The 23,113-nt window shown below is 35.9% G+C and carries 24 protein-coding genes and 3 tRNA genes; 15 read left to right on the top strand and 12 right to left on the bottom strand.

The window, feature by feature from the left end:
• Window positions 1–90 precede the first annotated feature (90 nt).
• From ABWU48_RS04770 to ccmE, 8 genes are read left to right on the top strand one after another with little or no spacing between them, the layout of a single operon-like run.
• Entirely contained in the window at window positions 91–678 is a 588-nt protein-coding gene (locus tag ABWU48_RS04770; protein ID WP_353288300.1) for an NADH-quinone oxidoreductase subunit J, read from the top strand.
• Complete coding sequence (gene nuoK, locus ABWU48_RS04765) at window positions 669–977, top strand: NADH-quinone oxidoreductase subunit NuoK (RefSeq protein ID WP_010962953.1); 309 nt, start codon at window positions 669–671, stop codon at window positions 975–977. The genes ABWU48_RS04770 and nuoK overlap by 10 nt, the downstream gene beginning before the upstream one ends.
• Window positions 978–981: 4 nt before the next feature.
• Window positions 982–2,829, top strand: coding sequence for an NADH-quinone oxidoreductase subunit L (gene nuoL, locus ABWU48_RS04760; RefSeq protein ID WP_022626390.1), 1,848 nt, complete (start codon window positions 982–984; stop codon window positions 2,827–2,829).
• Between the two features lie 3 nt (window positions 2,830–2,832).
• Window positions 2,833–4,275: a NuoM family protein gene (locus tag ABWU48_RS04755; protein ID WP_353288299.1), complete on the top strand. Its 1,443-nt coding sequence runs from the start codon at window positions 2,833–2,835 to the stop codon at window positions 4,273–4,275.
• Window positions 4,272–5,657, top strand: coding sequence for an NADH-quinone oxidoreductase subunit N (locus ABWU48_RS04750; protein ID WP_209472428.1), 1,386 nt, complete (start codon window positions 4,272–4,274; stop codon window positions 5,655–5,657). Before ABWU48_RS04755 ends, ABWU48_RS04750 begins: the two co-directional genes overlap by 4 nt.
• 4 nt (window positions 5,658–5,661) lie before the next feature.
• The gene (locus ABWU48_RS04745; RefSeq protein WP_209472430.1) at window positions 5,662–6,534 is read left to right on the top strand and encodes a biotin--[acetyl-CoA-carboxylase] ligase; all 873 of its coding nucleotides are present in this window, start codon (window positions 5,662–5,664) and stop codon (window positions 6,532–6,534) included.
• On the top strand, window positions 6,531–6,668 hold the full coding sequence (locus ABWU48_RS04740) for a hypothetical protein (protein ID WP_209472432.1): 138 nt from the start codon (window positions 6,531–6,533) through the stop codon (window positions 6,666–6,668). Before ABWU48_RS04745 ends, ABWU48_RS04740 begins: the two co-directional genes overlap by 4 nt.
• Complete coding sequence (gene ccmE, locus ABWU48_RS04735; RefSeq protein ID WP_174515681.1) at window positions 6,652–7,044, top strand: cytochrome c maturation protein CcmE; 393 nt, start codon at window positions 6,652–6,654, stop codon at window positions 7,042–7,044. The genes ABWU48_RS04740 and ccmE overlap by 17 nt, the downstream gene beginning before the upstream one ends.
• Window positions 7,045–7,114: 70 nt before the next feature.
• Here ccmE and ABWU48_RS04730 read toward each other — a convergent pair whose 3' ends face one another.
• The 4 genes from ABWU48_RS04730 to ABWU48_RS04715 all read right to left on the bottom strand — a co-directional run bounded on the left by ABWU48_RS04730 (window position 7,115) and on the right by ABWU48_RS04715 (window position 9,827).
• Window positions 7,115–7,549 (bottom strand): hypothetical protein, encoded by a 435-nt coding sequence (locus tag ABWU48_RS04730; protein WP_209472434.1) that lies wholly within the window; start codon window positions 7,547–7,549, stop codon window positions 7,115–7,117.
• Window positions 7,550–7,648: 99 nt separating this feature from the next.
• On the bottom strand, window positions 7,649–7,954 hold the full coding sequence (locus ABWU48_RS04725; protein ID WP_264329450.1) for a hypothetical protein: 306 nt from the start codon (window positions 7,952–7,954) through the stop codon (window positions 7,649–7,651).
• An 82-nt stretch (window positions 7,955–8,036) separates the two neighbouring features.
• Window positions 8,037–9,539, bottom strand: a complete 1,503-nt coding sequence (locus tag ABWU48_RS04720) for a magnesium transporter MgtE N-terminal domain-containing protein (protein ID WP_341810263.1) — start codon at window positions 9,537–9,539, stop codon at window positions 8,037–8,039.
• A gap of 212 nt (window positions 9,540–9,751) precedes the next feature.
• Window positions 9,752–9,827 (bottom strand) — tRNA-Ala (locus ABWU48_RS04715).
• Window positions 9,828–10,168: 341 nt separating this feature from the next.
• Between ABWU48_RS04715 and ABWU48_RS04710 the strand changes: the two genes are divergently transcribed.
• Both ABWU48_RS04710 and nuoF read left to right on the top strand, forming a co-directional pair.
• Window positions 10,169–10,241, top strand: a tRNA-Lys gene (locus ABWU48_RS04710).
• A 19-nt stretch (window positions 10,242–10,260) separates the two neighbouring features.
• Window positions 10,261–11,514, top strand: coding sequence for an NADH-quinone oxidoreductase subunit NuoF (nuoF, locus tag ABWU48_RS04705; RefSeq protein ID WP_010962959.1), 1,254 nt, complete (start codon window positions 10,261–10,263; stop codon window positions 11,512–11,514).
• A gap of 28 nt (window positions 11,515–11,542) precedes the next feature.
• Here the strand turns inward: nuoF and infC are convergent, their stop codons facing one another.
• From infC to nuoI, 5 genes are read right to left on the bottom strand one after another with little or no spacing between them, the layout of a single operon-like run.
• The gene (gene infC / locus ABWU48_RS04700) at window positions 11,543–12,061 is read right to left on the bottom strand and encodes a translation initiation factor IF-3 (protein WP_006279610.1); all 519 of its coding nucleotides are present in this window, start codon (window positions 12,059–12,061) and stop codon (window positions 11,543–11,545) included.
• Window positions 12,062–12,073: 12 nt separating this feature from the next.
• Window positions 12,074–13,975, bottom strand: coding sequence for a threonine--tRNA ligase (gene thrS / locus ABWU48_RS04695; protein ID WP_353288298.1), 1,902 nt, complete (start codon window positions 13,973–13,975; stop codon window positions 12,074–12,076).
• Window positions 13,968–14,255: a hypothetical protein gene (locus ABWU48_RS04690; RefSeq protein WP_010962961.1), complete on the bottom strand. Its 288-nt coding sequence runs from the start codon at window positions 14,253–14,255 to the stop codon at window positions 13,968–13,970. Before ABWU48_RS04690 ends, thrS begins: the two co-directional genes overlap by 8 nt.
• A complete protein-coding gene (locus tag ABWU48_RS04685; protein WP_255322257.1) occupies window positions 14,249–14,371 on the bottom strand; it encodes a hypothetical protein in 123 nt (40 codons plus the stop codon). The genes ABWU48_RS04690 and ABWU48_RS04685 overlap by 7 nt, the downstream gene beginning before the upstream one ends.
• Entirely contained in the window at window positions 14,371–14,853 is a 483-nt protein-coding gene (gene nuoI / locus ABWU48_RS04680; RefSeq protein ID WP_038199316.1) for an NADH-quinone oxidoreductase subunit NuoI, read from the bottom strand. The genes ABWU48_RS04685 and nuoI overlap by 1 nt, the downstream gene beginning before the upstream one ends.
• 131 nt (window positions 14,854–14,984) lie before the next feature.
• Between nuoI and mnmE the strand changes: the two genes are divergently transcribed.
• The 3 genes from mnmE to ABWU48_RS04665 all read left to right on the top strand — a co-directional run bounded on the left by mnmE (window position 14,985) and on the right by ABWU48_RS04665 (window position 17,831).
• Window positions 14,985–16,511: a tRNA uridine-5-carboxymethylaminomethyl(34) synthesis GTPase MnmE gene (gene mnmE / locus ABWU48_RS04675; RefSeq protein WP_010082336.1), complete on the top strand. Its 1,527-nt coding sequence runs from the start codon at window positions 14,985–14,987 to the stop codon at window positions 16,509–16,511.
• Between the two features lie 47 nt (window positions 16,512–16,558).
• Window positions 16,559–16,646: transfer RNA gene (locus ABWU48_RS04670), tRNA-Ser, on the top strand.
• Between the two features lie 168 nt (window positions 16,647–16,814).
• The gene (locus ABWU48_RS04665) at window positions 16,815–17,831 is read left to right on the top strand and encodes an NAD(P)/FAD-dependent oxidoreductase (protein WP_353288297.1); all 1,017 of its coding nucleotides are present in this window, start codon (window positions 16,815–16,817) and stop codon (window positions 17,829–17,831) included.
• A 735-nt stretch (window positions 17,832–18,566) separates the two neighbouring features.
• Here the strand turns inward: ABWU48_RS04665 and ABWU48_RS04660 are convergent.
• The 3 genes from ABWU48_RS04660 to rpmF are packed head-to-tail and all read right to left on the bottom strand — an operon-like array spanning window position 18,567 to window position 20,746.
• Window positions 18,567–19,523 carry a beta-ketoacyl-ACP synthase III gene (locus ABWU48_RS04660; RefSeq protein ID WP_209472442.1) on the bottom strand — a complete coding sequence of 319 codons (957 nt, stop codon included), beginning with the start codon at window positions 19,521–19,523 and terminating at the stop codon, window positions 18,567–18,569.
• On the bottom strand, window positions 19,516–20,553 hold the full coding sequence (gene plsX / locus ABWU48_RS04655) for a phosphate acyltransferase PlsX (RefSeq protein ID WP_209473375.1): 1,038 nt from the start codon (window positions 20,551–20,553) through the stop codon (window positions 19,516–19,518). Before plsX ends, ABWU48_RS04660 begins: the two co-directional genes overlap by 8 nt.
• A 10-nt stretch (window positions 20,554–20,563) precedes the next feature.
• The gene (gene rpmF, locus ABWU48_RS04650; protein ID WP_010962967.1) at window positions 20,564–20,746 is read right to left on the bottom strand and encodes a 50S ribosomal protein L32; all 183 of its coding nucleotides are present in this window, start codon (window positions 20,744–20,746) and stop codon (window positions 20,564–20,566) included.
• Between the two features lie 583 nt (window positions 20,747–21,329).
• Between rpmF and ABWU48_RS04645 the strand changes: the two genes are divergently transcribed.
• Both ABWU48_RS04645 and ABWU48_RS04640 read left to right on the top strand, forming a co-directional pair.
• A complete protein-coding gene (locus tag ABWU48_RS04645; protein WP_353288296.1) occupies window positions 21,330–22,112 on the top strand; it encodes an MlaE family ABC transporter permease in 783 nt (260 codons plus the stop codon).
• Window positions 22,105–22,806 carry an ABC transporter ATP-binding protein gene (locus tag ABWU48_RS04640; protein ID WP_353288295.1) on the top strand — a complete coding sequence of 234 codons (702 nt, stop codon included), beginning with the start codon at window positions 22,105–22,107 and terminating at the stop codon, window positions 22,804–22,806. The genes ABWU48_RS04645 and ABWU48_RS04640 overlap by 8 nt, the downstream gene beginning before the upstream one ends.
• Window positions 22,807–23,113: the final 307 nt, after the last annotated feature.

Below are 23,113 nucleotides of genomic sequence, written 5' to 3'. Positions count from 1 at the left end.
TAGTACAATGTTTTCAAACGTTTAATATAATATTGACTTTACAACGATAGTCACTTTAAATTAGTAACTATTGTTGCAGTTAAAGTATCAATGCCTTTTTTCTTTTATTTTTTTGCAATTCTTAGCATTTTATCTGCTGTATGCGTAATTAGTGTAAGAAATCCTGTGCATGCAGTATTATTTTTAATTTTCACCTTCGTTAACTCTGCAGTGCTTTTCATTCTCCTTGGAGCTGAATTCATCGCTATGATGGTACTGATAGTATACATCGGTGCAGTTGCAGTGTTGTTCCTCTTTGTAGTTATGATGCTCGATATTGACTACATAAGATTGCGCCAGGGTTTTGCGAAGCATTTCACTCTTGGTGCTATATTGTGTGATGTGTTTTTTTTGATTATCAGTTTTGTAATCCGCAGCTCAACGCTGAATATAAGTAATGTTATAAACTATAATGCCAATAACGTGAAAGCTATCGGTAATTTGCTCTACACTGACTACATGTACGCTTTTCATCTTTCTGGAATTTTGCTACTTGTTGCAATTGTCGGTGCAATTGCTCTTACTTTGCAGGACAAGAAAAAAGGAGTTAAAAAACAGAATGTATTAAAGCAATTGACGCAATCTTCATCTGTAAAATTGGTTAAGGCTAAATTTGGAAAAGGAGTGGAATGGAAATAGGATTAAATCATTTTTTGATAGTTGCTGCTATTTTGTTCACTGTTGGGGTGTGCGGTATTTTCATCAACCGTAAGAGCATAATCAATATATTGTTATCAATAGAAATATTATTGTTGGCGATTAACATCAATCTAGTTGCTTTTTCTGCCTTTATGAATGATATAGTTGGGCAAATTTTTGTGATGTTTGTGTTGACTGTTGCGGCAGCAGAGTCAGGAGTTGGGCTTGCAATATTGGTTGTATATTATAGAAGCCGTGGCAATATAGATGTTGAACAAGCAAATTTAATGAAAGAATGAAAGTATGATGGATATACTGAAATTAATAGTATTTTTGCCACTTTTTGGTTCGCTATTTGCAGCACTTTTTAGAAAAAGTCAGTTAGTTACAACGGCAGGGATTGGAATATCTGCAGTTTTATCTTGGTATGTTTTTCTCACCTTCTCTGAAAATTATCACTTGAGTTTATTTCCTTTGTTTTCATTGAGCATCTTAAAAGTAAATTGGGCAATTAGTGTGGATGCTCTCTCATCCTTAATGCTTATTGTTATTACCACCGTTTCACTGGTAGTACATCTCTACTCTATCGGTTATATGGAGCATGATAAGGGGAAGTCGAGGTTTTTTTCTTACCTATCGCTATTTACGTTTTGCATGATTGTGCTGGTTGTAAGCGATAATTTCGTGCAGCTTTTTTTTGGCTGGGAAGGGGTTGGCCTATGTTCTTATTTACTCATAGGATTTTGGTTCCAAAAATATTCTGCAAATAATGCAGCAATTAAAGCATTTGTTGTGAATAGGGTAGGAGACTTTGCACTATTGATTGGAATCTTTCTTATTTATTATACATTTCACTCTTTGAATTTTACTGAAGTTTTTGACACAACTGATCTTCTTGGCACGCAGAACATTAGGGCATTCTGCTGTGAATTCAAAGTAACTCATATAATATGCATATTACTTTTTATTGGCTGTATGGGTAAATCTGCACAGCTTGGTTTACATGTTTGGTTGCCAGATGCAATGGAAGGGCCAACTCCTGTTTCTGCACTTATTCACGCAGCAACGATGGTAACAGCAGGTATATTTTTAGTAGCAAAGTGTTCTCCATTGTTTGAGTTATCAAATGTGGCACGAGAATTAATAGTTATCGTTGGAGCACTCACTGCTTTTTTTGCAGCCACCGTTGCAATTACTCAGAACGATATAAAGAAAATAATTGCTTATTCAACCTGCAGTCAACTTGGTTATATGTTCATGGCATGTGGGCTTTCTGCTTACAATGTTGCTATTTTTCATTTAATGACACACGCTTTTTTTAAAGCTCTACTATTTCTTGGTGCTGGCAATGTGATTCATGCAATGCATCATGAGCAAAACATTCAGAAAATGGGAAATTGCTGGAAGAAAATCCCTTGCACTTACGCTCTCATGTGGATTGGATCTCTTGCGCTTTCTGGGATATTCCCATTTGCAGGTTTTTATTCAAAGGATTTGATAATTGAACATGCTTATAGCACGGATAGCTTTGCTTTTGTAATAAGCTTAGTTGTTGCATTCTTCACAGCGTTTTACTCTTGGAGGTTATTGCTTCTTGTGTTCCACAGCCAAAAACAAAGTAAAATTAATATACATGAGGCACCAAAGATTATGCTTATACCATTACTGATACTCGCTTTTGGATCAGTATTTTCTGGAATATGGGGAGCAAATATTTTGAACATAACTAGTAATGCGTTTTGGAAATCAAGTTTAGTGATGATTGATGAGCATGGAGTTCATAATTTCTTTATAAAACTACTGCCAACCTTAGCAAGCCTAAGTGGAATAGCACTTGCGTACCTAATTTACCAATATCAAGTAATTAGGCAAATTAAGAGTAAATTTTTACTTAAGTTTTTGCAGAATAAATGGTACTTTGATGAGGTGTATGAGTTTGTTATAATTGCACCGATAAGGTTTATATCTAGGCTTCTATGGAAGTTTGATGTTAAGGCTATTGATTCATTTGGACCAAATGGTGTTGTAAGGTTGGTTAATGAATGTTCAAAAAGTTCTATAAAGTTACAAACTGGTTATATATTTGATTATGCATTTATTATGTTTGTTACTCTAATAATCGGTGCTTTATATATTATTGGAATTAAATAGAAGGTGTTGTTACTTAGTATATTCTTGCTTCCACTGATAGGAGCGTTGATTTTATCCTTAATCAGGATTAATCATCAATCTATACACTTAAGATTCCTTGCTCTATTTTTTGCTGTACTTCCATTTTTGCTTAGCATTGTAGCTTGTATAGAATTTGATTATAACAATGCGGACTTTCAGTTTGTCAGCTACCCAATTAGAAATGTTGGAATAGGGATAGATGGTATATCGTTGCTTTTCCTTCTGCTTACAACTTTCTTGTTTGTAATTTGTATACTCTACAACTGCAAAATGAGTTATACGACCCTAAAAGCCTATATGGCATTGTTTCTACTGCTTGAGAGTTTTGTAGTCGGTTTTTTCGTTTCACTGAATGCTATAAGCTTTTATGTGTTTTTTGAAGCTGTTTTAATACCAATGTTCTTTATTATTGGCATCTGGGGAGGAAAACACAGGGTATATGCAACGTTTAAGTTGTTTCTTTATACATTAACTGGCTCATTATTATTTCTACTTGGATTGGTTTACATCTATAACATTTTTGGAACGTTTAATATACAAAAATTAGCTACATTAGTGCCAAGCCTTGATCTTGAAGTGCAGTCATTGCTGTGGATTGCATTTTTTATTTCTTTTGCAATAAAAGTACCGATGTTTCCATTTCACACTTGGCTTCCTGATGCACATGTGCAATCACCAACTTCTGGATCTGTGATTTTAGCTGGCTTGCTTATTAAAATGGGGGGATATGGATTTTTAAGGTTTTCTATTCCAATGCTTCCTCAGGCAAGTTTGTATTTTTCAAATTTCGTTGTTGTGCTGAGCATTATTGCGGTGATATATGCTTCTCTAGTTGCGTTTGCTCAAGATGATATAAAGAAGTTAATAGCTTATTCTTCAATAGCACATATGGGGATCGTTACTGCTGGCCTCTTTTCATTTTGTGAGGAAGGAGTACTGGGTAGCATATTTCAAATGATTAGTCATGGCCTTATTTCTGCTGCTTTATTTTTATGTGTTGGAATGCTATATACTCGAAATGGAACTTTGGAGATTGCAAAATATTTTGGCATAGTAAACACAATGCCAAAATTTGGTTTTATGTTCATTTTATTTTCAATGGCTTCAATAGGGCTACCTGGAACATCTGGGTTCGCAGGTGAGTTTTTGGCTATGGTTGGAATGTTTAAGAGCATAGGGTTTTTTACAGGATTTATCGCACTTGGCACTATTTTAAGCGCAGTTTATATGCTGAATTTATGTAAGCAAATAATATGGGGGGTTAGCTATTCTAAATTATTAAATAACCGTTTGGATAGCATAGAATTTTCTGTCTTAATTCTGCTTGCAGTGTTTGTTATTTTGCTTGGATTTTACCCAACCCTTGCACTGAATTATTTGAAGCCATGTATGGCAAATTTGTTAGTCAAATATAATGCGCTATGAATTATATACAGATATTGCCGGAAACGTTCTCTATTATCTCCTCGTTAGTGTTGCTGCTGCTTGGGATTATATTTAACCGCAGAACTATCAACTTATTAGCACTTGGCTGCACAGTGGTAACTTTGATTATTTTAATTCTTTCGGCAGAAAACAATGAAATTTTTCTCTTTAATTCGTTGTTAAAACTCAATTTATACATCAGGTCAGCCCAAGGGTTAATTCTCAGCACAGGAATTTTAATACTTTTGATGCTGAATTTATCAAAATATGACTATAAGTATGAATTTTCAATGCTGATTCTTTTTGCGCTATTTGGCATGATAACTTTGGTTTCAGCAAATAGTCTGATTTCTTTTTATTTAGCTTTTGAGTTGATGAGTATATCTTTGTATGTTCTTGCGAGCTTTAATAAAGATTCTATTTATTCATGTGAAGCAGGAGTGAAATATTTTACACTCAGTGCATTATCTTCCTGCATTATGCTATATGGAATGTCGCTGCTTTATGGATATACAGGACAAGTCAATTTCTCTGAGCTCGGTTCATTCTTGCAAAACCATCAGATAACTTATGGAATAGTTTTTGGGTTAGTCTTTGTCCTAATTGGTTTGTGTTTCAAGCTTGCTATTGCTCCTTTTCATATGTGGGCTCCAGATGTCTATCAAGGTGCACCTACCATAGTAACTGCGTTTTTTTCTACGGCCCCAAAAGCTGCACTTGTAACATTTTTAATTCGATTGATGAATGAAGAGTTAGTAAATGTAAAAAGTTATGTTCAGCCTATTTTCTTATACGTTTCAGCATTGTCTGTGCTTATCTCAGCTTTTGGGGCCTTACGTCAGCAAAACTTAAAAAGGCTGCTTGCTTACAGTTCAATTGGTCACATTGGTTTTATATTTGCTTCACTTTCTATTTTTACACAAGCAGGAACAGATAGTGCCTTAATGTATCTGGTGATATATATCATCACAAGCATAGGGCTATTCTCATATCTCGTACAAATTGACGATGACGATTGTGATATTGCAAATTTATCTGGTATAGGGAAGAAACGCCCAATTGTAGCATTTCATCTTTCTGTGCTGTTACTCTCAATGTCGGGAATACCTCCACTTGCTGGGTTTTTCGCTAAATTTTTTATATTCAAAAGTTTAATAAATTCTGGCTTTATCAGCCTGTCCTTGATCCTTGTAATAGCGAGTGTGATATCATGCTACTATTATTTAAATATCATGAAAGTTATGTATTTTGATAAAGCTAGTGGTAATAAGGTTGCTTATTCTAAGGGTCTATTCATTATCACTTCAGTGGCTTCACTGATCAACCTCGTTCTTTTCTTGTATGTAGAAGATCTTTACTCACTCATTGAACTAAAGGGCTGACAAGGTGATCCCTGAGGGCTTTCATATTCATCATTACAAAGAAGTTTCAAGCACTAATAAAGAAGCGTTGGATTTAATTGATAAAGGAATATCAAATGAAACCGTTATTATTGCCGATAAACAAACAGAAGGCAGGGGGCGCACCGGAAAAAGTTGGGTTTCTCCAGAGGGTAATTTTTATGCGAGTTTGGTGATAAACCTCTTTAACGATTATCTGAATGAAAGCCAGCTTTCGGTGTCATTCCAGCGCGTGACGCTGGAATCTAGAAAAAAAGAAGAATGGATCCCAGTGTCAAGCACTGGGATGACATCAGAGGGCATTGGGATGACAGAGAAGGGTTTGGTGAATAAAATTGCGGATGTTAGCAAATTAACAGAATTGACTTTTGTTACTGCTCTTGCTGTTGGAAATACTATACTGTCATTTATAAATGGTCTAAATCTCCAGTATAAGTGGCCAAATGATGCCCTTATTGATGGCAAGAAAATAAGCGGAATATTGCTTGAAAAAAGATCCAATTCGAATTGGCTCATTATAGGAATTGGAATTAATGTCAGTCATGCACCACTTCCAGGAACAACGTGCATTAGCAATTACGGTGAGTCTGTGTCTAACATAGATCTGTTAAAGGAATTAATAATAAATTTTAATAAGCTAAGAAAGCAATGGCTATTTGATGGGTTTTATGCTATAAGAGAAATGTGGTTAAAAAAAGCATTCAAAATGAATGAGCAAATCAGTGTAAAGTTAGCTGACAAATTGTATGAAGGAATTTTTGCTGATATAGATAAAAGTGGTAAATTGGTGTTGCAGCAAAAGGATGGAAGCTTAATTTATTTTGATGCAGGTGAGTTATTTATTGGCAGTGCATTATGAATACATATGTAATTTTTGCTTACCTTATTAGTTTCACGCTGATTGTTGGAGAGCTAATTTTTACCATTTCTTGCTATACTAAAAGTAAAAAAATTCTAGAAAGCCTGAAAGATAATAATGAAGAAGAAACATAAGCGATTACTTATAACTTCAGGAATTTTCTGCTTTTTAAGCTGCATAGTCTTTTTTATTTTAACAACGCTCAAAGAAAATATCTCATTTTTCTATACAGTAAGTGAGGCAATAGTTTTACCAAATAGTCAAAAGCCAATCCGTGTTGGTGGAATGGTTGTTGAAGATAGTGTGATACGGAGCGAAAGTGAAGTAGTTTTTCAAATGACAGATTTTAACAAAAGCGTTGTGGTAAAATACCAGGGAATACTTCCACCGATGTTTTCAGAAAAAAGTGGTGTTGTTGTGCAAGGTAAAATGTCTGATAATAATACCTTTCTTGCAGATACGGTGTTTGCAAAACATGATGAGAACTATATGCCGAAAGTTTTAAAATAGATTCCTTAATCTGGCTATATTGAAATAGTATGTAGAGAGAGTAACAGCCTGCTAGCAAGCTGTGACTTTCCTAACTACTACAATATATCAGAGTGAGTTGGTGCTTCCCATTCATCATATTATCACCACCAATTGTTCCTGTTTTTAATTTTTCAACCTCTTCTTTTAGGTTGTTAAGGTTTCCTTCCAAAATTTTATAATCCTTCTCAGCCTCTATAGCTATCATCTCAAGCCTATCTAAATCTTTATACAATAGATCCACTTCATCTTGACGATCCTTCAGCTCATTATTCAATTTAGGAACAAATGTGTCGTTTAAATCTGCGATTAGTTTATCTAGAATTTTGTGAACGTAATTGACCGATGCATTCTTTTCTTTATCGCTCTCAAAAGATTTAGGCTTAATTTTGACCTCTATGTCGTCTATTACTCTAGGGTTATCTCCGCCTATTTCGCTTATTAATTCAAAGTTGCTTTCGCTTTCTTTTACACTGTAATTACTCATATTAACTTCTATAAAAAATTATACTTTTAAAATCAACTCAGCTACATTGAAATGGTATGTGGAGAAAGTAATAGCCTAGAGACTATTACTCTTTCCAGTTTAACCCCAATCTGGTTCACTAGTGGTATTGTCTTCTAATTCTTTTACTCTTGTCTGTAAGTTATTCAGGCTCTGTACTAAACCACTATCTACATTACCAACGTCTTCAATCAGTTGATTGACTTTTTCTTGTTCTCCATGCAAGTTAGTATTTACTTGCACAACAAGTCCGTCATTCATACTTTCAATCAGTTTATCAATAACACTATGAGTATAACTAACTTTCGCATTTTTATCTTTATTCGTTTCGTAATTTGTCGGTTTTGCAAGGGTAACTTTACTTATAATTTTTGGTTCATTGGCCATATAAACTACCTCATTAAAATTTAAAATTTCAAATAAAATCAACTATAGAAATATAAAAAGCTCTTTTCAAACCCATAAATATTTAGCTCAACAATACTTCGTATCCAGTCTGAAAGTACTCTTCCATTACCATTAGTTCAGCATTGGCGTTTTGAAGAGGGCCCTCCCATTTAGGTTCATCAGCAGAATCTCCAAGTTTCTTAATCAGCTCAAGGATTTCCTTTTGTTTTTCATTTTGTTCATCAAGTTTCCCTTTTAATGCATCAATAATAGCTTTAGACTGATCTTGATTGCTGAGATCACCAATCACAGCTGTCACTTTCTCATAAGGCAGTTTGTGAATAATCTCTTTAAGCTCTTCTGCACCTACGTTATCCAAAAGTTCTTTAAACTGCTCATTAGACATATTGCGAGCAAAAGCTTGAAGTTTGTCTGGGTTATCAACTAAAGACTTAATGATAATCTGGATCCTATTAGAATCAGTTAAATCCTGAGCAATTGCTTCGAGTTTCTCAGGATCAAGCTTATTAACTAAGTCTTTCAGTTGGTCTTCTTGCAGACTATTTACTAAAGCTTTCAACTGATCACCTTCTAATTCTTTGGAGAGTATTGTCAAGTGGTGCTCAGCCAAGTCTTTTGCAAGCACTGTAAATTGCTCGTCATTTAAAGTTTTAATAAGTGCTTTGAACTGATCCACTTTTAAGTGAGGTAAAATTTCTTTTACTTGCTCTGAATTTAATTTTCTCACTAGAGCTTCAAGCTGAGTATCATTTAAAATAGGAACAATTATTTGTAACTTTTCTGGATTTAGTTCCTGAGCGAGGGTTTTCAGCTGGTGATTGGTTAGATGATCCACTAAAGCTTGGAGTTGTTCATCTGTTAAGTTCTCTGCTAAGGCCTGCAACTGGCTTGAGCTCAGTTCAGGAATTATTTTTTGCAGTTGCTCGTTACTAAGAGTATTGGCAAGAGTTTTTAGTTGGCCGTCTGTTAGGCCCTGAATAAAAACTTTAGTAAACGCGTTTGATAGCAACAGTAGCACATCTCTTATATGTCTCTCACCGTAGTATAACATAATGTCTTGTAATACCTCATTGTCAGGTGAATCGATTATATTTCCTGCCTCGTCTGAAAAATAATATTTATTGTTGCCAGTATCTGAATCTTCCCATGTTACATATTTGTATTCCAATTTTTTTGATTTAATAGAACTGCTACACATAGTTTTGAAAGGCTGCACAAGCTCTCTTGTATATGATAACTTAGCCAACTCATTACCGTAATATACAAATGTATGGTTACTTTTTACATAATCTAAGTTAGAATCACTTTTATAATCTTTGGCTACCAGATTTCCTTCATTTTCTTCCTCCAGACATATGTAACTGTCTAGGCAAGAACTGCTGCAAAGTTTTATAGGCAATAAGCCTAGTACTACATCGTTTTTATCATCCAGCGATACAAGCTCAACTTTTTTAATAGGCATTGTAGGATCATTACCTTCAGGCCACTTTATCCTTGTAGTCGGGGTTTTTCTAAACACCTCTTTTCCAGGTATCATCTTAAAAACATGCTTTTTTCCACTCATAGGCGTTACCAATAAATTAATTGTTAGTATTCTAACATTTATTGATTAATTTATTGTTAAGTTAGTATATATTACAATTGTAATAACCAACATTACTTGTGTAGAGAAAAGTTACGAAAAGAAATAGAGATTTTCAGGGAAATAGTATAAAATCCTCATAGATTAAAATAAGCTGCTTTGACAGGTTTTGTGGCGGCTAGAGCTGTATAGACTGGTGGAGGCAAGCGGGATCGAACCGCTGACCTTCTGCGTGCAAAACAGATGCTCTACCAGCTGAGCTATACCCCCAGGTAATTCTTGCTTAAAGCATAAATCACTCAGGCTGAAATGCAAGAAATATTTATCTATTAGGCTATTGCTAAATAGTGTACAAATTCTGCAGGGTGTACACACTTCTCTATTTTTTTGTCTCCTTAGCGTTATACGTCACACCATCCAAATAAATCTGTGAACTGAAAATTAACAAGAAGTTTTCCTTTGGAAATTTTTTTAAATTATTCATAGATTTTTTAACTAAATTATCACTAACGCAGTATATTATATAATTTATTTAACCACACATGAAAATTTTAGTTTGATTAAAACGGATAAAAACTGTATTGATGTTTAGTATAGCTGAAAAATGAAATGATCCCGTAGCTCAGCCGGTAGAGCAACTGACTTTTAATCAGTGGGTCACGCGTTCGAATCGCGTCGGGATCACTCACAAATTTTGAAAAACATGCTAAAAGAACAAGACAAAATATTCACCAACCTAAATGGTAAAGGAACTCCACTACTTGAGGGTGCAAAAAAACGTGGTAGCTGGCAAAAAACAAAGGAATTACTGGATTTAGGATCAGAAAAGATCATTGATGAAGTAAAGAAATCTGGTTTGAGAGGTCGAGGGGGTGCAGGATTTTCCACCGGCCTTAAGTGGAGCTTTATGCCCAAAAATCTCCCAAAAGCATATTTAGTAGTCAATGCAGATGAGTCAGAACCTGGTACATGTAAAGATAGAGATATATTGCGATATGAGCCACATAAGTTACTTGAGGGAATTCTCCTGGCCGGCAAAGCGATCAGCGCATCAGTTGCATATATTTATATCAGGGGTGAATTTTATAATGAATATTTAGTTCTAAAAAAAGCACTTGAGGAAGCCTATAAAGAAGGTTTAATTGGAAAAAATGCCTGCAAATCAGGTTATGATCTTGATGTGTTTATCCATAGGGGCGCAGGAGCTTACATATGTGGGGAAGAAACAGCTCAACTCGAATCAATTGAAGGAAAAAAGGGCTTTCCTCGCATGAAGCCTCCATTTCCCGCAGGTGTTGGACTTTTTGGCTGCCCAACCACAATAAACAACGTTGAAACTATAGCCATGGTTCCAGATATTCTGAATCGCGGAGGAGAATGGTTTGCATCTCTTGGTAAACCAAATAATACTGGTACCAAGGTCTTTTGTATTTCAGGGCACGTAAACAACCCGTGTAATGTTGAAGAAGAGCTCGGAATTCCATTACGTGAATTAATTGAAAAATACGCAGGTGGAGTGCGAGGAGGTTGGGATAATTTACTTGCTGTAATACCTGGTGGGTCTTCAGTGCCATTAATTCCAAAATCTATATGTGATACTATTGAAATGGATTTTGATTCATTAAGAACTGCACAATCAGGGCTTGGTACTGCTGCTGTAATAGTGATGAATAAATCAACTGATATAATAGCTGCAATAGAGAGGTTATCACACTTTTATATGCATGAGTCCTGTGGACAATGCACACCATGCCGTGAAGGTACTGGATGGATGTGGAGGATTATGAAGAGGATGGTGGCAGGAGATATTAAGCCTGATGAAATAGATAAGCTGCTTGACCTTACAACTCAAATAGAAGGACATACAATTTGCGCACTTGGCGATGCTGCAGCTTGGCCGATTCAAGGATTAATAAGACATTTTCGCCATGTTATCAAAGAGAGAGCGATAATTTAACTTTACTTATACTTCTTAAGCCGTTTTGCTACTTAGCAACCAGAGCTAAAAAATATTGATTCCCTTCTCTTTTAGGTGCCAATTCTACCTTTGCGATATCTTCAGTGTCTCGAATTAGCCGTTCTAATTTTTCCAGTCCAACTTCAGTGTTTATAAGCTCTCTCCCTCTAAATCTCATTGTGACTTTAATTTTATGTCCGTGGGCAAGTAAGTCTCTTGCTTGACGCAATTTTGTTCCGTAATCGTGATCACCAATATTGGGACCCAGTTTAATTTCTTTTATAGTTAATGTTTTTTGTTTCTTTTTTGCTTCACTTGCTTTCTTTTTTATATCATACTTTTGCTTGCTATAATCCAGAATTTTACATACTGGAGGGGTTGAATCAGGTGCAATTTCCACCAAGTCTAAACCAACACCCTGTGCAAATTCCAAAGCTCGTTCTATTGGCACGATTCCGACCATTTCACCACTATGATCAACTAAGCGTACCTCCTTAGCTGTGATAAATCCATTAATTCTGTTTTTATTGTTCTTTTTAACTTGCAAACTTTAACTCCCTTAATTCAAATTAATACTTTTTAACAGCGATTCATTAGCCTTTTCCAAAGAAAAAAACTCCTGTCTTTCCGATCCTAAATTTCTTACTGACACAGTTTTACTTGTAACTTCATTTTTGCCTACAATCCACAATATAGGAACCTTGTTTGAACTATGCAAACGTATCTTATAACTAATTTTTTCATTGGTCAAATCAGTCTTGACTCTCACACCTTGTTCTTTTAAAATATTGCTAATTTCTGTGGCGTAACCGTCAGCTTCATTTGTAATGGTCAGAATAGCAAGTTGCGTTGGAGCAAGCCAAACTGGAAATTTTCCTGCATAATTTTCTATCAAAATTCCGATAAAACGCTCAAAACTCCCAAGAATTGCCCTATGTAACATGACAGGGTGATGCTTGTGCCCATCTGCCCCTATATAAAAAGCTCCCAGACGTTCTGGTAAAATGAAATCAACTTGTAATGTTCCACATTGCCAATTTCTGCCTATTGCGTCTTTCAAAACGAACTCTAACTTTGGACCATAAAATGCACCTTCACCAGGGTTAAGTTTATAACTCAAGCCCGCTTCTTTAACGGCTTCAAGCAGCGCTTTTTCAGCTCTATCCCACACTTCATCATTACCTGCTCTAATATCTGGACGGTCTGAAAATTTCACAGAAATTTCATTAAATCCAAGCTCTGAATATACTTCTTTTAAAAGGTCACAAAACTTTATAGTCTCAGAATTCACTTGTTCTTCCATACAAAAAATGTGTGCATCGTCTTGCGTAAAACCACGCACTCGCATCAGTCCGTGCAATGAACCTGAGCTTTCATTTCTATGGCATGTGCCAAACTCTGCCATACGTATTGGTAAATCACGGTAGCTCCTGGTGTGAGAATTAAAAATCTGCACATGACAAGGACAATTCATGGGTTTTATTGCTAACTTTTTATTCTCAGATTCGTCAACAATAAACATATTTTCACGAAACTTATCCCAATGTCCAGATCTTTCCCACAGCTCTTTACTTACTAAAATAGGAGTTTTTACCTCAAAATAGCCATTATTTATTAGCTTCTTTCTGATGTAAGACTCAAGAACATTATATAGAATATATCCTTGTTCATGCCAAAAAACCTGCCCAACAGCTTCCTCTTGAATGTGAAATAAATCCATATCCTTAGCAATTTTGCGGTGATCACGTTTTTCTGCTTCTTTGAGGCACTCAAGGTAAGCGTTTAATTCATCCTTATTTCCCCATGCTGTGCCATATATTCGCTGCAACATTGGGCCCTTAGAATCACCACGCCAGTATGCACCCGCTACTTTCATAAGTTTAAACGCTTTAACTCTACCGGTTGATGGTGAGTGCGGACCACGGCATAGGTCAACAAAATCACCTTGCCTATAAACAGTTAGGTTTTCACCCTCTGGTATGGATGAGATAATATCAACCTTATATTTTTCGCCTATACCACTAAAGAAATCAACTGACTGCTTGCGAGTCCAAACTTCTCGAACAAATCTGTGGTTACTTTTTACAATCTCTTTCATTTTCTTTTCTATTGCGGTAAGATCGTCCGTAGTGAAGGTACGATCTGTAGCAAAATCATAGTAAAAACCGTCCTGAATTGTTGGGCCGATAGTAATCTGAGTATTAGGAAATAGCTCTTTCACTGCCTGCGCCATTATATGAGCAGCATCATGCCTTATTATATCTAAACCCACTTCGTCACTCAGTTGTATCACCTCTATCTCTGCATCAGCTTCAATTTCACGTGAGAGGTCATATAGCTCACCATTTACTTTCAATGCAACTACTTCTTTCAAAGCATCCGGTTGTAATATATCAAAGCCAGTGACTTTACCACTGTATTCTTTTACTTTTTGTTCGGTTGAAAAAGTAACCCTAACCATAAATAAACCTATACGGACATGTAGCTTGAAGGCGGTTTGCTTCTTCCAACGGTGTCATCCCAGTGTCACGCACATAGCCATACGAACATTCATTTTCGAAGGTAAATTGCACAGCAAATGGTGTCATCCCAGTGCTTGACACTGGAATCCAGCTTTTTTGTAATTTCATTGAAAATGTTGCATAGTGTGCTTGTTCACAATCAATTTTACTGGATCCCAGTGTCAAGCACTGGGATGACACCTTTGTGTTTGAGGCAAAACAGGCTATAACATTTAACATACTGCCCTCGCAAACAAATGTTCGTACAGTTGTGTATCAGCTACTGGGATGACACCACCCCTAGTGGGCACTGCCCCTAAATCATAATGGATAACAGGGTTATAAGCTCTGAACATTAATAATAAGGCCTATTCTTTTTTAACCTGAGTGCAATTGCGTCTTCCCAAACTTCACCATTACGCAATAACTTTTCTTTATTGTACATTAGCTCCTCTCTTGTTTCAGTAGCAAATTCAAAGTTAGGACCTTCAACAATTGCATCAACTGGACATGCCTCTTGGCAAAGTCCGCAGTATATGCATTTTGTCATATCAATATCATAGCGCGTGGTGCGGCGACTACCGTCTTCTCTTTCCTCTGCTTCAATAACTATTGCTTGAGCAGGGCAGATAACTTCACATAATTTACAAGCTATGCATCGTTCTTCACCGTTTGGATACCTACGCAACGCATGCTCACCACGAAACCTTGGACTTAAAGGGCCCTTCTCCATAGGATACCTCAAAGTAACCTTTGGCTTAAACATATATTTTAATGTAATAACAAACCCTTTAATTAACTCTACAAAAGACCAGTACCAAGCTAATTTCTTGAGCATAAAATATTTAAAACTTGTGTCAGTCATTATAAATCATATTATCAGTTTTCAAAATAAATATTTTCACCTGGGTGACTTTTTAGGTATTTTGGTTTCTTAAGTGTAATATTGCTAAGTAGTTTATATAGATAATGACAAACACAAATGAAACTATTTTCGCTTTATCGACCGTATTTGGTAAGTCAGGAGTTGCAGTAATCAGAATTTCAGGCAACTACGCGCTTAAAGCTTTAAATCATTTTCATATTAAGAAAGAAATTAAACCAAGATTTGCTACTTTAGTTGATCTATATGATGATTCCAGTCAATTGATAGATAATGGAATAATCATCTATTTCCCTGCTCCAAACAGTTTCACTGGCGAGGACGTTATAGAGTTACAAGTGCATGGAAGCAAGGCAGTTATAAAAATCATCTTGGAGGAATTATCAAAAGTTTTCGTTATGGCCAAGCCTGGAGAATTCTCACTTAGGGCTTTTCTAAATGGTAAATTTGACTTAACGCAAATAGAAGGGATTGCAGACTTAATTGATGCTGAGACGAAAATGCAAGCTAAACAAGCGATTAAGCAGATATCAGGAGAATTGGAGAGACTATACAGCAATTGGAGGCAAAGATTAATAACGATACAATCCAAAATCGAAGCATATATAGACTTTCCAGAGGACATTTGGGCAGAAAAAAGTGAATTGGAAAAAATTAATAATGAAGTGCAATCTCTCGTGCAGTTGATACAAGAGCATTTAAATGATAATAGACGGGGCGAAAGGTTGCGTGAGGGTTTACATATTGTAATAACTGGTGAACCAAATGTCGGTAAATCAACTCTGTTTAATTTCTTAGCCAAGCGTGATATTGCTATTGTTTCTGAATATGCAGGCACAACAAGAGATATACTTGAAGCTCATATTGACATTGGCGGATACCCAATCATTCTCTCTGATACTGCTGGAATTCGTGAAAGTTCAGATCCAATAGAATTAGAAGGTATAAGTCGAGCGAAAAAGAGGTCTTTTGAAGCTGATTTAAGAATAGAGCTATTTCCTTTTGAACAACGACACGATGTCAATTATCAAGCCACAGGCAATATACCATCTGTCGTTGACACACAACTATGCAAATATTGTAATCAACAAACGGTGTCATCCCAGTGCTTGACACTGGGATCCAGATATAAAAATACTTGCAAATTATGCAATAGACAATGGATTCTAGAAACATGTGCTGAAAACAATGTTCATAGCTGGATTCCAGTGTCAGCTACTTGCATGACATCAGACCAAAATGACACCATTTATGTATTGAGCAAAGCTGACGATGTTATCAATAATCACAATATAAAAATTAATGGCATAGATCTTTTACCCATTTCTATTCTAAAGGAAATAGGTACAAACAAATTGATCTCTCTCATAAAAGAGAAGGCAGAGGAAAAATTTGGGCATGATAGAGACACTCCTGTAATCACTCGGCAAAGACATAGGAATCACATGAAGAAAGCACTGGAACATTTACAACGTTTTAATATCGATAATCCAATTGAGTTGATATCTGAAGATTTGAGGCTTGCTGCATTTGAACTTGGTGCGGTGATTGGAATTATTGATGTTGAGGAAATATTGAGTAGTGTGTTTAGCAACTTTTGCGTGGGCAAGTAAAGCTTTTATAGATTGCTTAAAATCAAATGTTGTGATAGAAAAGAAATGGACGGATGGCCGAGCGGTTTAAGGCACCAGTCTTGAAAACTGACGTACGTGATGAGCGTACCATGGGTTCGAATCCCATTCCGTCCGCACAGCATCTCGCTATGCTAGCTGATTTTTAGAGCTTATTTGGACTATGTGGTTCATAACGCTGGAAATCTTGTCTAATCTAGCCACATCTTTTAAAAATACATCCCTTTGTAAATTGACCTTGTTAGCAAAGAAAGCTAATATCTATAAATAGATCACCATCTGAATATGAAAACCGATATAGTAATAATAGGTGCAGGACCTGTTGGAATATTCACTGCTTTTCAAGCGGGAATGCTTGATATGAGATGTCATATAATAGATGTTTTGGATCAAGCAGGAGGACAATGCACAGCTCTTTACCCAGAAAAGCCAATATATGATATACCTGGTTATCCTGTAATCACTGCCCAAAAATTAATTGAGCAACTAATGGAGCAATCTTCGCCATTTAAGCCTGTTTACCATTTAAGTCAAAAAGTGGAAAAGATTTCAAATAACGAAGGTGAAAGCTTTACTGTCATAACGAACATAGGTACAGAGGTAAAATGCAAAGCCGTTATTGTTGCTGCAGGTAACGGAATGTTTGAACCTAACCGTCCACCCTTAAGTGGTATATTAGAATATGAAAATAAATCTGTATTTTACAGTGTAAATAAAATTTCTGATTTTCAGGACAAAACTATAGTCATTGCAGGTGGGGGTGATTCTGCGGCTGATTGGACTGTAGAACTTTCTAAAGTTGCGAAGAAAATTTATGTGATACATAGGAGAAAGGAATTTCGCTGCACTCCTGAAACTAGAAATAAATTAGAATCACTTGAAATTGATGGAAAAATAGAACTGGTAGTGCCATATCAATTACACGAACTAGCAGGAGGTAATGGGCAGTTGAGCGCAGTGATAGTAAAAAACATTGCCTCTAAGGAAGAAAAAGAAATATCCGCTGATTTTTTGCTGCCATTTTTTGGACTGTCAATGAATCTTGGTCCAATAAACAATTGGGGTATACAGTTAGAACATAGCCGCATAGTTGTCGACCCAGCTACACTTAAAACCAGTAGAGATAGGATATATGCAATCGGAGATATAGCTATTTATTCAGGCAAACTAAAATTAATACTAAATGGTTTTGCTGAGAGCGCCATGGCTTGTTATGACATATACAAAGTAATCCACAACTCTCCGGTTAATTTTCAATATTCAACCTCAAAGAGAATTCACGGGAAAGAAAAACTTCCTTGACAAACCTCGCCAGCTCCCTTATCATGAAACTGAAGCTATTGTATTTGCTTTCGCCAATCTGCAGATTAAAAGGTAAGGATTACTTAATGTATCGGCGTCTTATGTTCAATTTTTTGCAGTATATAGATACTGTATGTCTTTACAAAACTTCATCTACATCTAGATTTTTATCTAAATAAGCTGAACGCGCTTACAAAGCGTTACAAGACATCAAAAAATGCCAATACTCGACAGAGATAGTAAAAGACTAGCTAACTCGGGGATTCTTTGTCTTTTTTTCTGCTTAGTAAATTTCTTAAACGTTTGCAGCGTAAGTTAGTTGCAATTAAAAGCAGCTTAATCTCGCTTGTCAAGCGTTTAAAACATAAAAAACGCCAATATTTTAAAGCGGATAATAACCCCAGGGTTTCTTTTGCCTTTTTTTTCATTTGGTAAATTTCTTAAATATTTGTGGCTAAACGACAACCGTCATCCCGCTGCTTGTTAGCGGGATCTAGAGATACCGCGAATGAATCGCGGTATGACGTAGGACTGCTGTCATTCCAGTGCTCCTTTTTTTGTCATCCGAGTAGCTGACACTGGGATCCAGGAAACTTAACTTTACACCAGGTGAATGTACAATAAGAACTGGATTCCAGACTGGAATGACACCGAAGGGGCTACTGGGATGACAGGAGAAAGAGGCACTGGAATGACAAAGAGGGTACTTGGATGACAGGAGGTAATGCAGGAAGTCTAATAGTGCAGCAACACAGAACCCCAGGTTAGGCCTGCACCTATTGAAATCAGCAGTGCCAGGTTTCCTAATTTTATTTTTGATTTTTGTATTGCATAATCAAGTGCTAGTGGAATTGATGCCGCTGAGGTATTTGCATGCTTATCAACAGTATTAATCACTTTCTCTATAGGGAAATCTAACTTCTTTACTACTGCTTCAATAATACGAATATTTGCTTGATGGGGAATTAGCCAGTCAATATCAGTAATTTTCAAATTATTGCATTTCAGAGTTTCCTCTATTAAGGCTGTTAACTTATCCACTGCATGTTTAAACACTTCTCTTCCATTCATGTATATTTTTCCAGAATCACCAGTAGAGGATACCCCTCCGTTCGTACATAGTATGTCCACATTGCCGTCAGAGTATAAGTTTGTTGATATGATGCCGCTTCTACCCATTTCTGATTTCATCACCACTGCACCAGCACCATCACCAAAGAGTACACAAGTTGACCTATCTTCCCAATCAACAATCCTAGACATTATTTCAGCACCTATAACCAATGCATATTTAATTCTATTGTTAGATTTTATGAGCGAATCAGCAACTGTAACTGCATATATAAAACCAGAGCATGCTGCTTGTACATCAAAAGCAAATGCGTTTTTACATTTTAACTTACTTTGTACAATCGTTGCACAGCTAGGAAAAGTTTTATCAGGAGTTGTTGTAGCAACTATAATCAAGTCAATTTCATCTACTGAAATTTTAGCTTTTTCTATAGCACTTTTTGCTGCATTTACAGCTAGATCTGACGTTAGTTCTCCTTCATCTGCTATATGCCTTTGAACTATTCCTGTTCTCTGCCTTATCCATTCATCGCTCGTCTCAACTATCGATGCAATTTCGTTGTTACTCAACATTTTTCTTGGTAGGTAAGATCCAGTGCTTAATATGAAACTTTTATTCAATATGACTTACCCCGTTAATTATCTTTTGATTTAAATTTTCACTAATTGCATTTACTGCAAATTTTATGGCATGGGCAAAAGAAATAGCATCAGAATTTCCATGACTTTTAATGATGATACCATTCAGCCCTAAAAACATAGCTCCACTTCTAATTTTGGGATTAAAACGCGTTAAAGCTTTATTTAGTTTGGATTTTAACAATATACCAACAAGCATTTTCGCTATCCACGAATTGAATACTTCCTGCTTTATTAGATTGATAAAGGTACTAGCGGTTGCCTCAGCCGTTTTGAGCATTACATTGCCAACAAAACCATCAGCAACAATCACATCTATATTACCCTCTAAAAATTCACTTGCCTCTATATACCCTTTGAAATTAATGCCTGGAGCGTTTTTAAGCAACTCAAAAGCGCCGCGCACTGAGTCATTACCTTTAACTTCTTCTGTGCCGATATTTAGCAAAGCAACTTCAGGATTGTCAATTTTTAATGCTATTTTTGCAAATATACTACCCATTAACGCAAATTGAAATAATGAGTCGGCATTACAATCAACATTTGCACCAAGGTCAAGCAAAGCGAAGCTTTTTGTCTTAGTTGGACAGATAGAGGCAATAGCAGGACGATAAATGTTTGGTAATGTTCCTAAAATAAATCTGGAAATTGCCATCAATGCTCCGGTGTTGCCTGAAGACACCACTCCGAAAGCTTTACCTTTTTTTACTGCCTCAATGGCAGCTTTCATACTTGAGTCTTTACGATGCCTCAGTGCAAAAGATGGCTTATCATTTGCAAGGACATTGTCAGAACAATGAGTAAATTCAGAATTGTTACTTACTTTTTTATATTTCAAAAGCAAAGGAGATACTTCTTCCTTATCTCCATAAATATGAAAAAAAACTTTAATGCCTGGGTCAACAAGGTTGTCTAAAAAAAAACCAGCACCCTGAATTACGGAAAGAGGCGCAAAATCGCCCCCCATAGCGTCAAGTGCAATAACTATATTATTATTGACCGTAGGTAACATATCATAATAGTCACTCTGCCTGTTGCTTGATGAAAACCCGTTTTCCTTTGTAACTGCCATCAACTGCTACGTTATGAGGCAACATGAATTCCCCAGTTGTTGAACATACCACAACATTCTTAGGCTCAATAGCATGATGAGAACGATGCATATTACGCCTTGACTTTGACTTTTTTCTTTTTGGAACTGCCAAAATTTCCTCCATTCTACTACAAAATACAATACATTAGTAACATGTTTTTTACAGGAAGTAAACAGGGATAGTAAAATAAGTAAGGTTTGCTTATGTAATTGAGTTCTATAGCTAAAGTGGCTCTACAATTTGAAAAACCGTCATTCCGCTACTCGTTAGCGGAATCTATACCGCGAATGAATCCATAGCTGTACGAACATTCATTTTTGAAGGTAAATTGCACAACAGATGATGTCATTCCAGTCTGGAATCCAGAAATTTTGCTTATAACTGAGCTGATGAGCTAAAGGTAGTTGTCTTACGCTAAAACAAACGTTTTTAATTAAGTTGCATAGAAGCTGGATCCCAGTGTCTGGGCACTGGCCCACTGGTGGGAATTGCTCCCAAACTACAACGTTCGTACAGTTGTGGATACCGTGGCGGTATGACGTAGGGAAACCTTTCTTGGGTTAGCTATATGAGCTTTAAATTAAAACATCAAGTATGTTGAACTTAAAACATATCTCAGCTATACTTTGCGATAAAGTTAATAAAAATTTTAATAAAATCAGTAAGACTAACCTCTAGCTAAAATGAATACAAAGTGAGCTTTTTTGATATAAATAGTGTTAGAATAATTGGTAGGTACTTTATCAATTTTTTGTTAAGGCTTGGTAGTGCATTCATATTTTTTATTCAATCTCTATACCACTGCCTTGTGCCACCATATTATTTTAGCAACATAGCAAGACAAATTATAGAGATAGGCTTTTTCTCTCTGCCAATTGTTGGGCTCACTGGAGTTTTTATAGGAGCGGCAATAGTTTTACAAAGTAGCTTGAGTGACCCATTAATTAACCAAGAACAGATAATACCCAAACTTGTTACGATCACTATCATTAAAGAGTTAGGACCAGTTTTGATCAGCTTAATAATGGTAGGAAAGGTTGGATCATCAGTTGCAGCAGAAATTGGTACAATGCGCATCACCGAGCAAATAGATGCACTTACAACCTTGAACATCAACCCTTTTAAATATTTAATTGCACCAAGGATTTTAGCGTCAATCATAGTATTTCCCATACTTACAGTATGTGCAGATTTAATAGGAATATTTGGAGGATGTATCACTGCAGTCTTCGAATTTAACCACAATTTAAATATATACATTAAACACACAGCTCAGTTCTTTAATACGTATGCTTTTATAACTGGGCTAATAAAAGCAACTGTATTTGGCGCCATAATTTCTGTCTCAAGCTGCTATTACGGTTACCATTGCAAAGAAGGTGCACGAGGAGTAGGTGTTGCTACAACATCAACTGTTGTTTTATCGTCCATACTGATCATTTTAGCAAACTACATGATTACTTTGATACATGCGTAACCCCATAATATCAATATTGAACTTAAGCTTATCTTTTGATGATAGGACAGTACTAAAAGATCTAAATTTTGATATATTAAAAGGGGAATCATTAGTCATACTTGGTGGCTCAGGAAGCGGCAAATCTGTATTAACAAAAACAATTATCGGCTTGCTTGCTCCAGACTCAGGGTCTGTTAAAATAAATAGTAAAAGCAAAAATAAATTTGGGGTTTTATTTCAAAATTCCGCTTTATTTGACTACGTTACAGTGTGGGAAAATATATCTTTTAATTATAAAAAGCGCTTTAATATCAGCAAAAAAGAGGCAAAACAGCTAGCAATCGAGAAGTTAAATGATGTTGGACTGGAGGAAAGCATAGCAGATATGTTTCCAATAGAGCTATCAGGTGGAATGAAAAAAAGAGTGGCACTTGCAAGGGCGATTGCACACAATCCAGAAATCATTATTTTGGATGAACCAACTTCAGGATTGGACCCAATTATGTCAGATATAGTAAACGAGATAATAATAAAATTATCTAGAGATCTTAACCCTACAATTATCACGATTACACATGATATTCATAGCGCATTTAAAATAGCTGATAAAATAGCAGTATTATATGAAGGGAAGATCATTTCCCATGGAACTGTTCAGGAAATACAAAATACTAATAACGAATATATAAAAAAATTCATTCATTATATATAGCTAAAGATATATACACTATTGCTAACAGTCATATTTTTAAGTTTTAACTTTGTAAAAGGTAGTGAACATTGGAATTCAGATTTTTTTCAAACTGGATCCTATAGCTAACACGTCATACCGCGATTCATTCGCGGTATCTCGGCATAGATTCCGCTAACTAGTAGCGGAATGACGAATTTGTCGTTTTTCAAATTGTCGTAAGTCAGTTTAGCTATATATAGGATGACAGAAATTGTTTGTATTAGCTATATTCAAAAGCTCTATTGATATTTTGCAATATTTGTGATAAAATAATAGCTTAAGGTTG

Origin of the sequence: Wolbachia endosymbiont (group A) of Tromatobia lineatoria (assembly GCF_964028565.1) — a bacterium.
GTDB lineage: Bacteria > Pseudomonadota > Alphaproteobacteria > Rickettsiales > Anaplasmataceae > Wolbachia > Wolbachia pipientis.
Note: the sequence above shows the minus strand (reverse complement) of the source record. Positions and strands in the feature narration are given on the sequence as shown.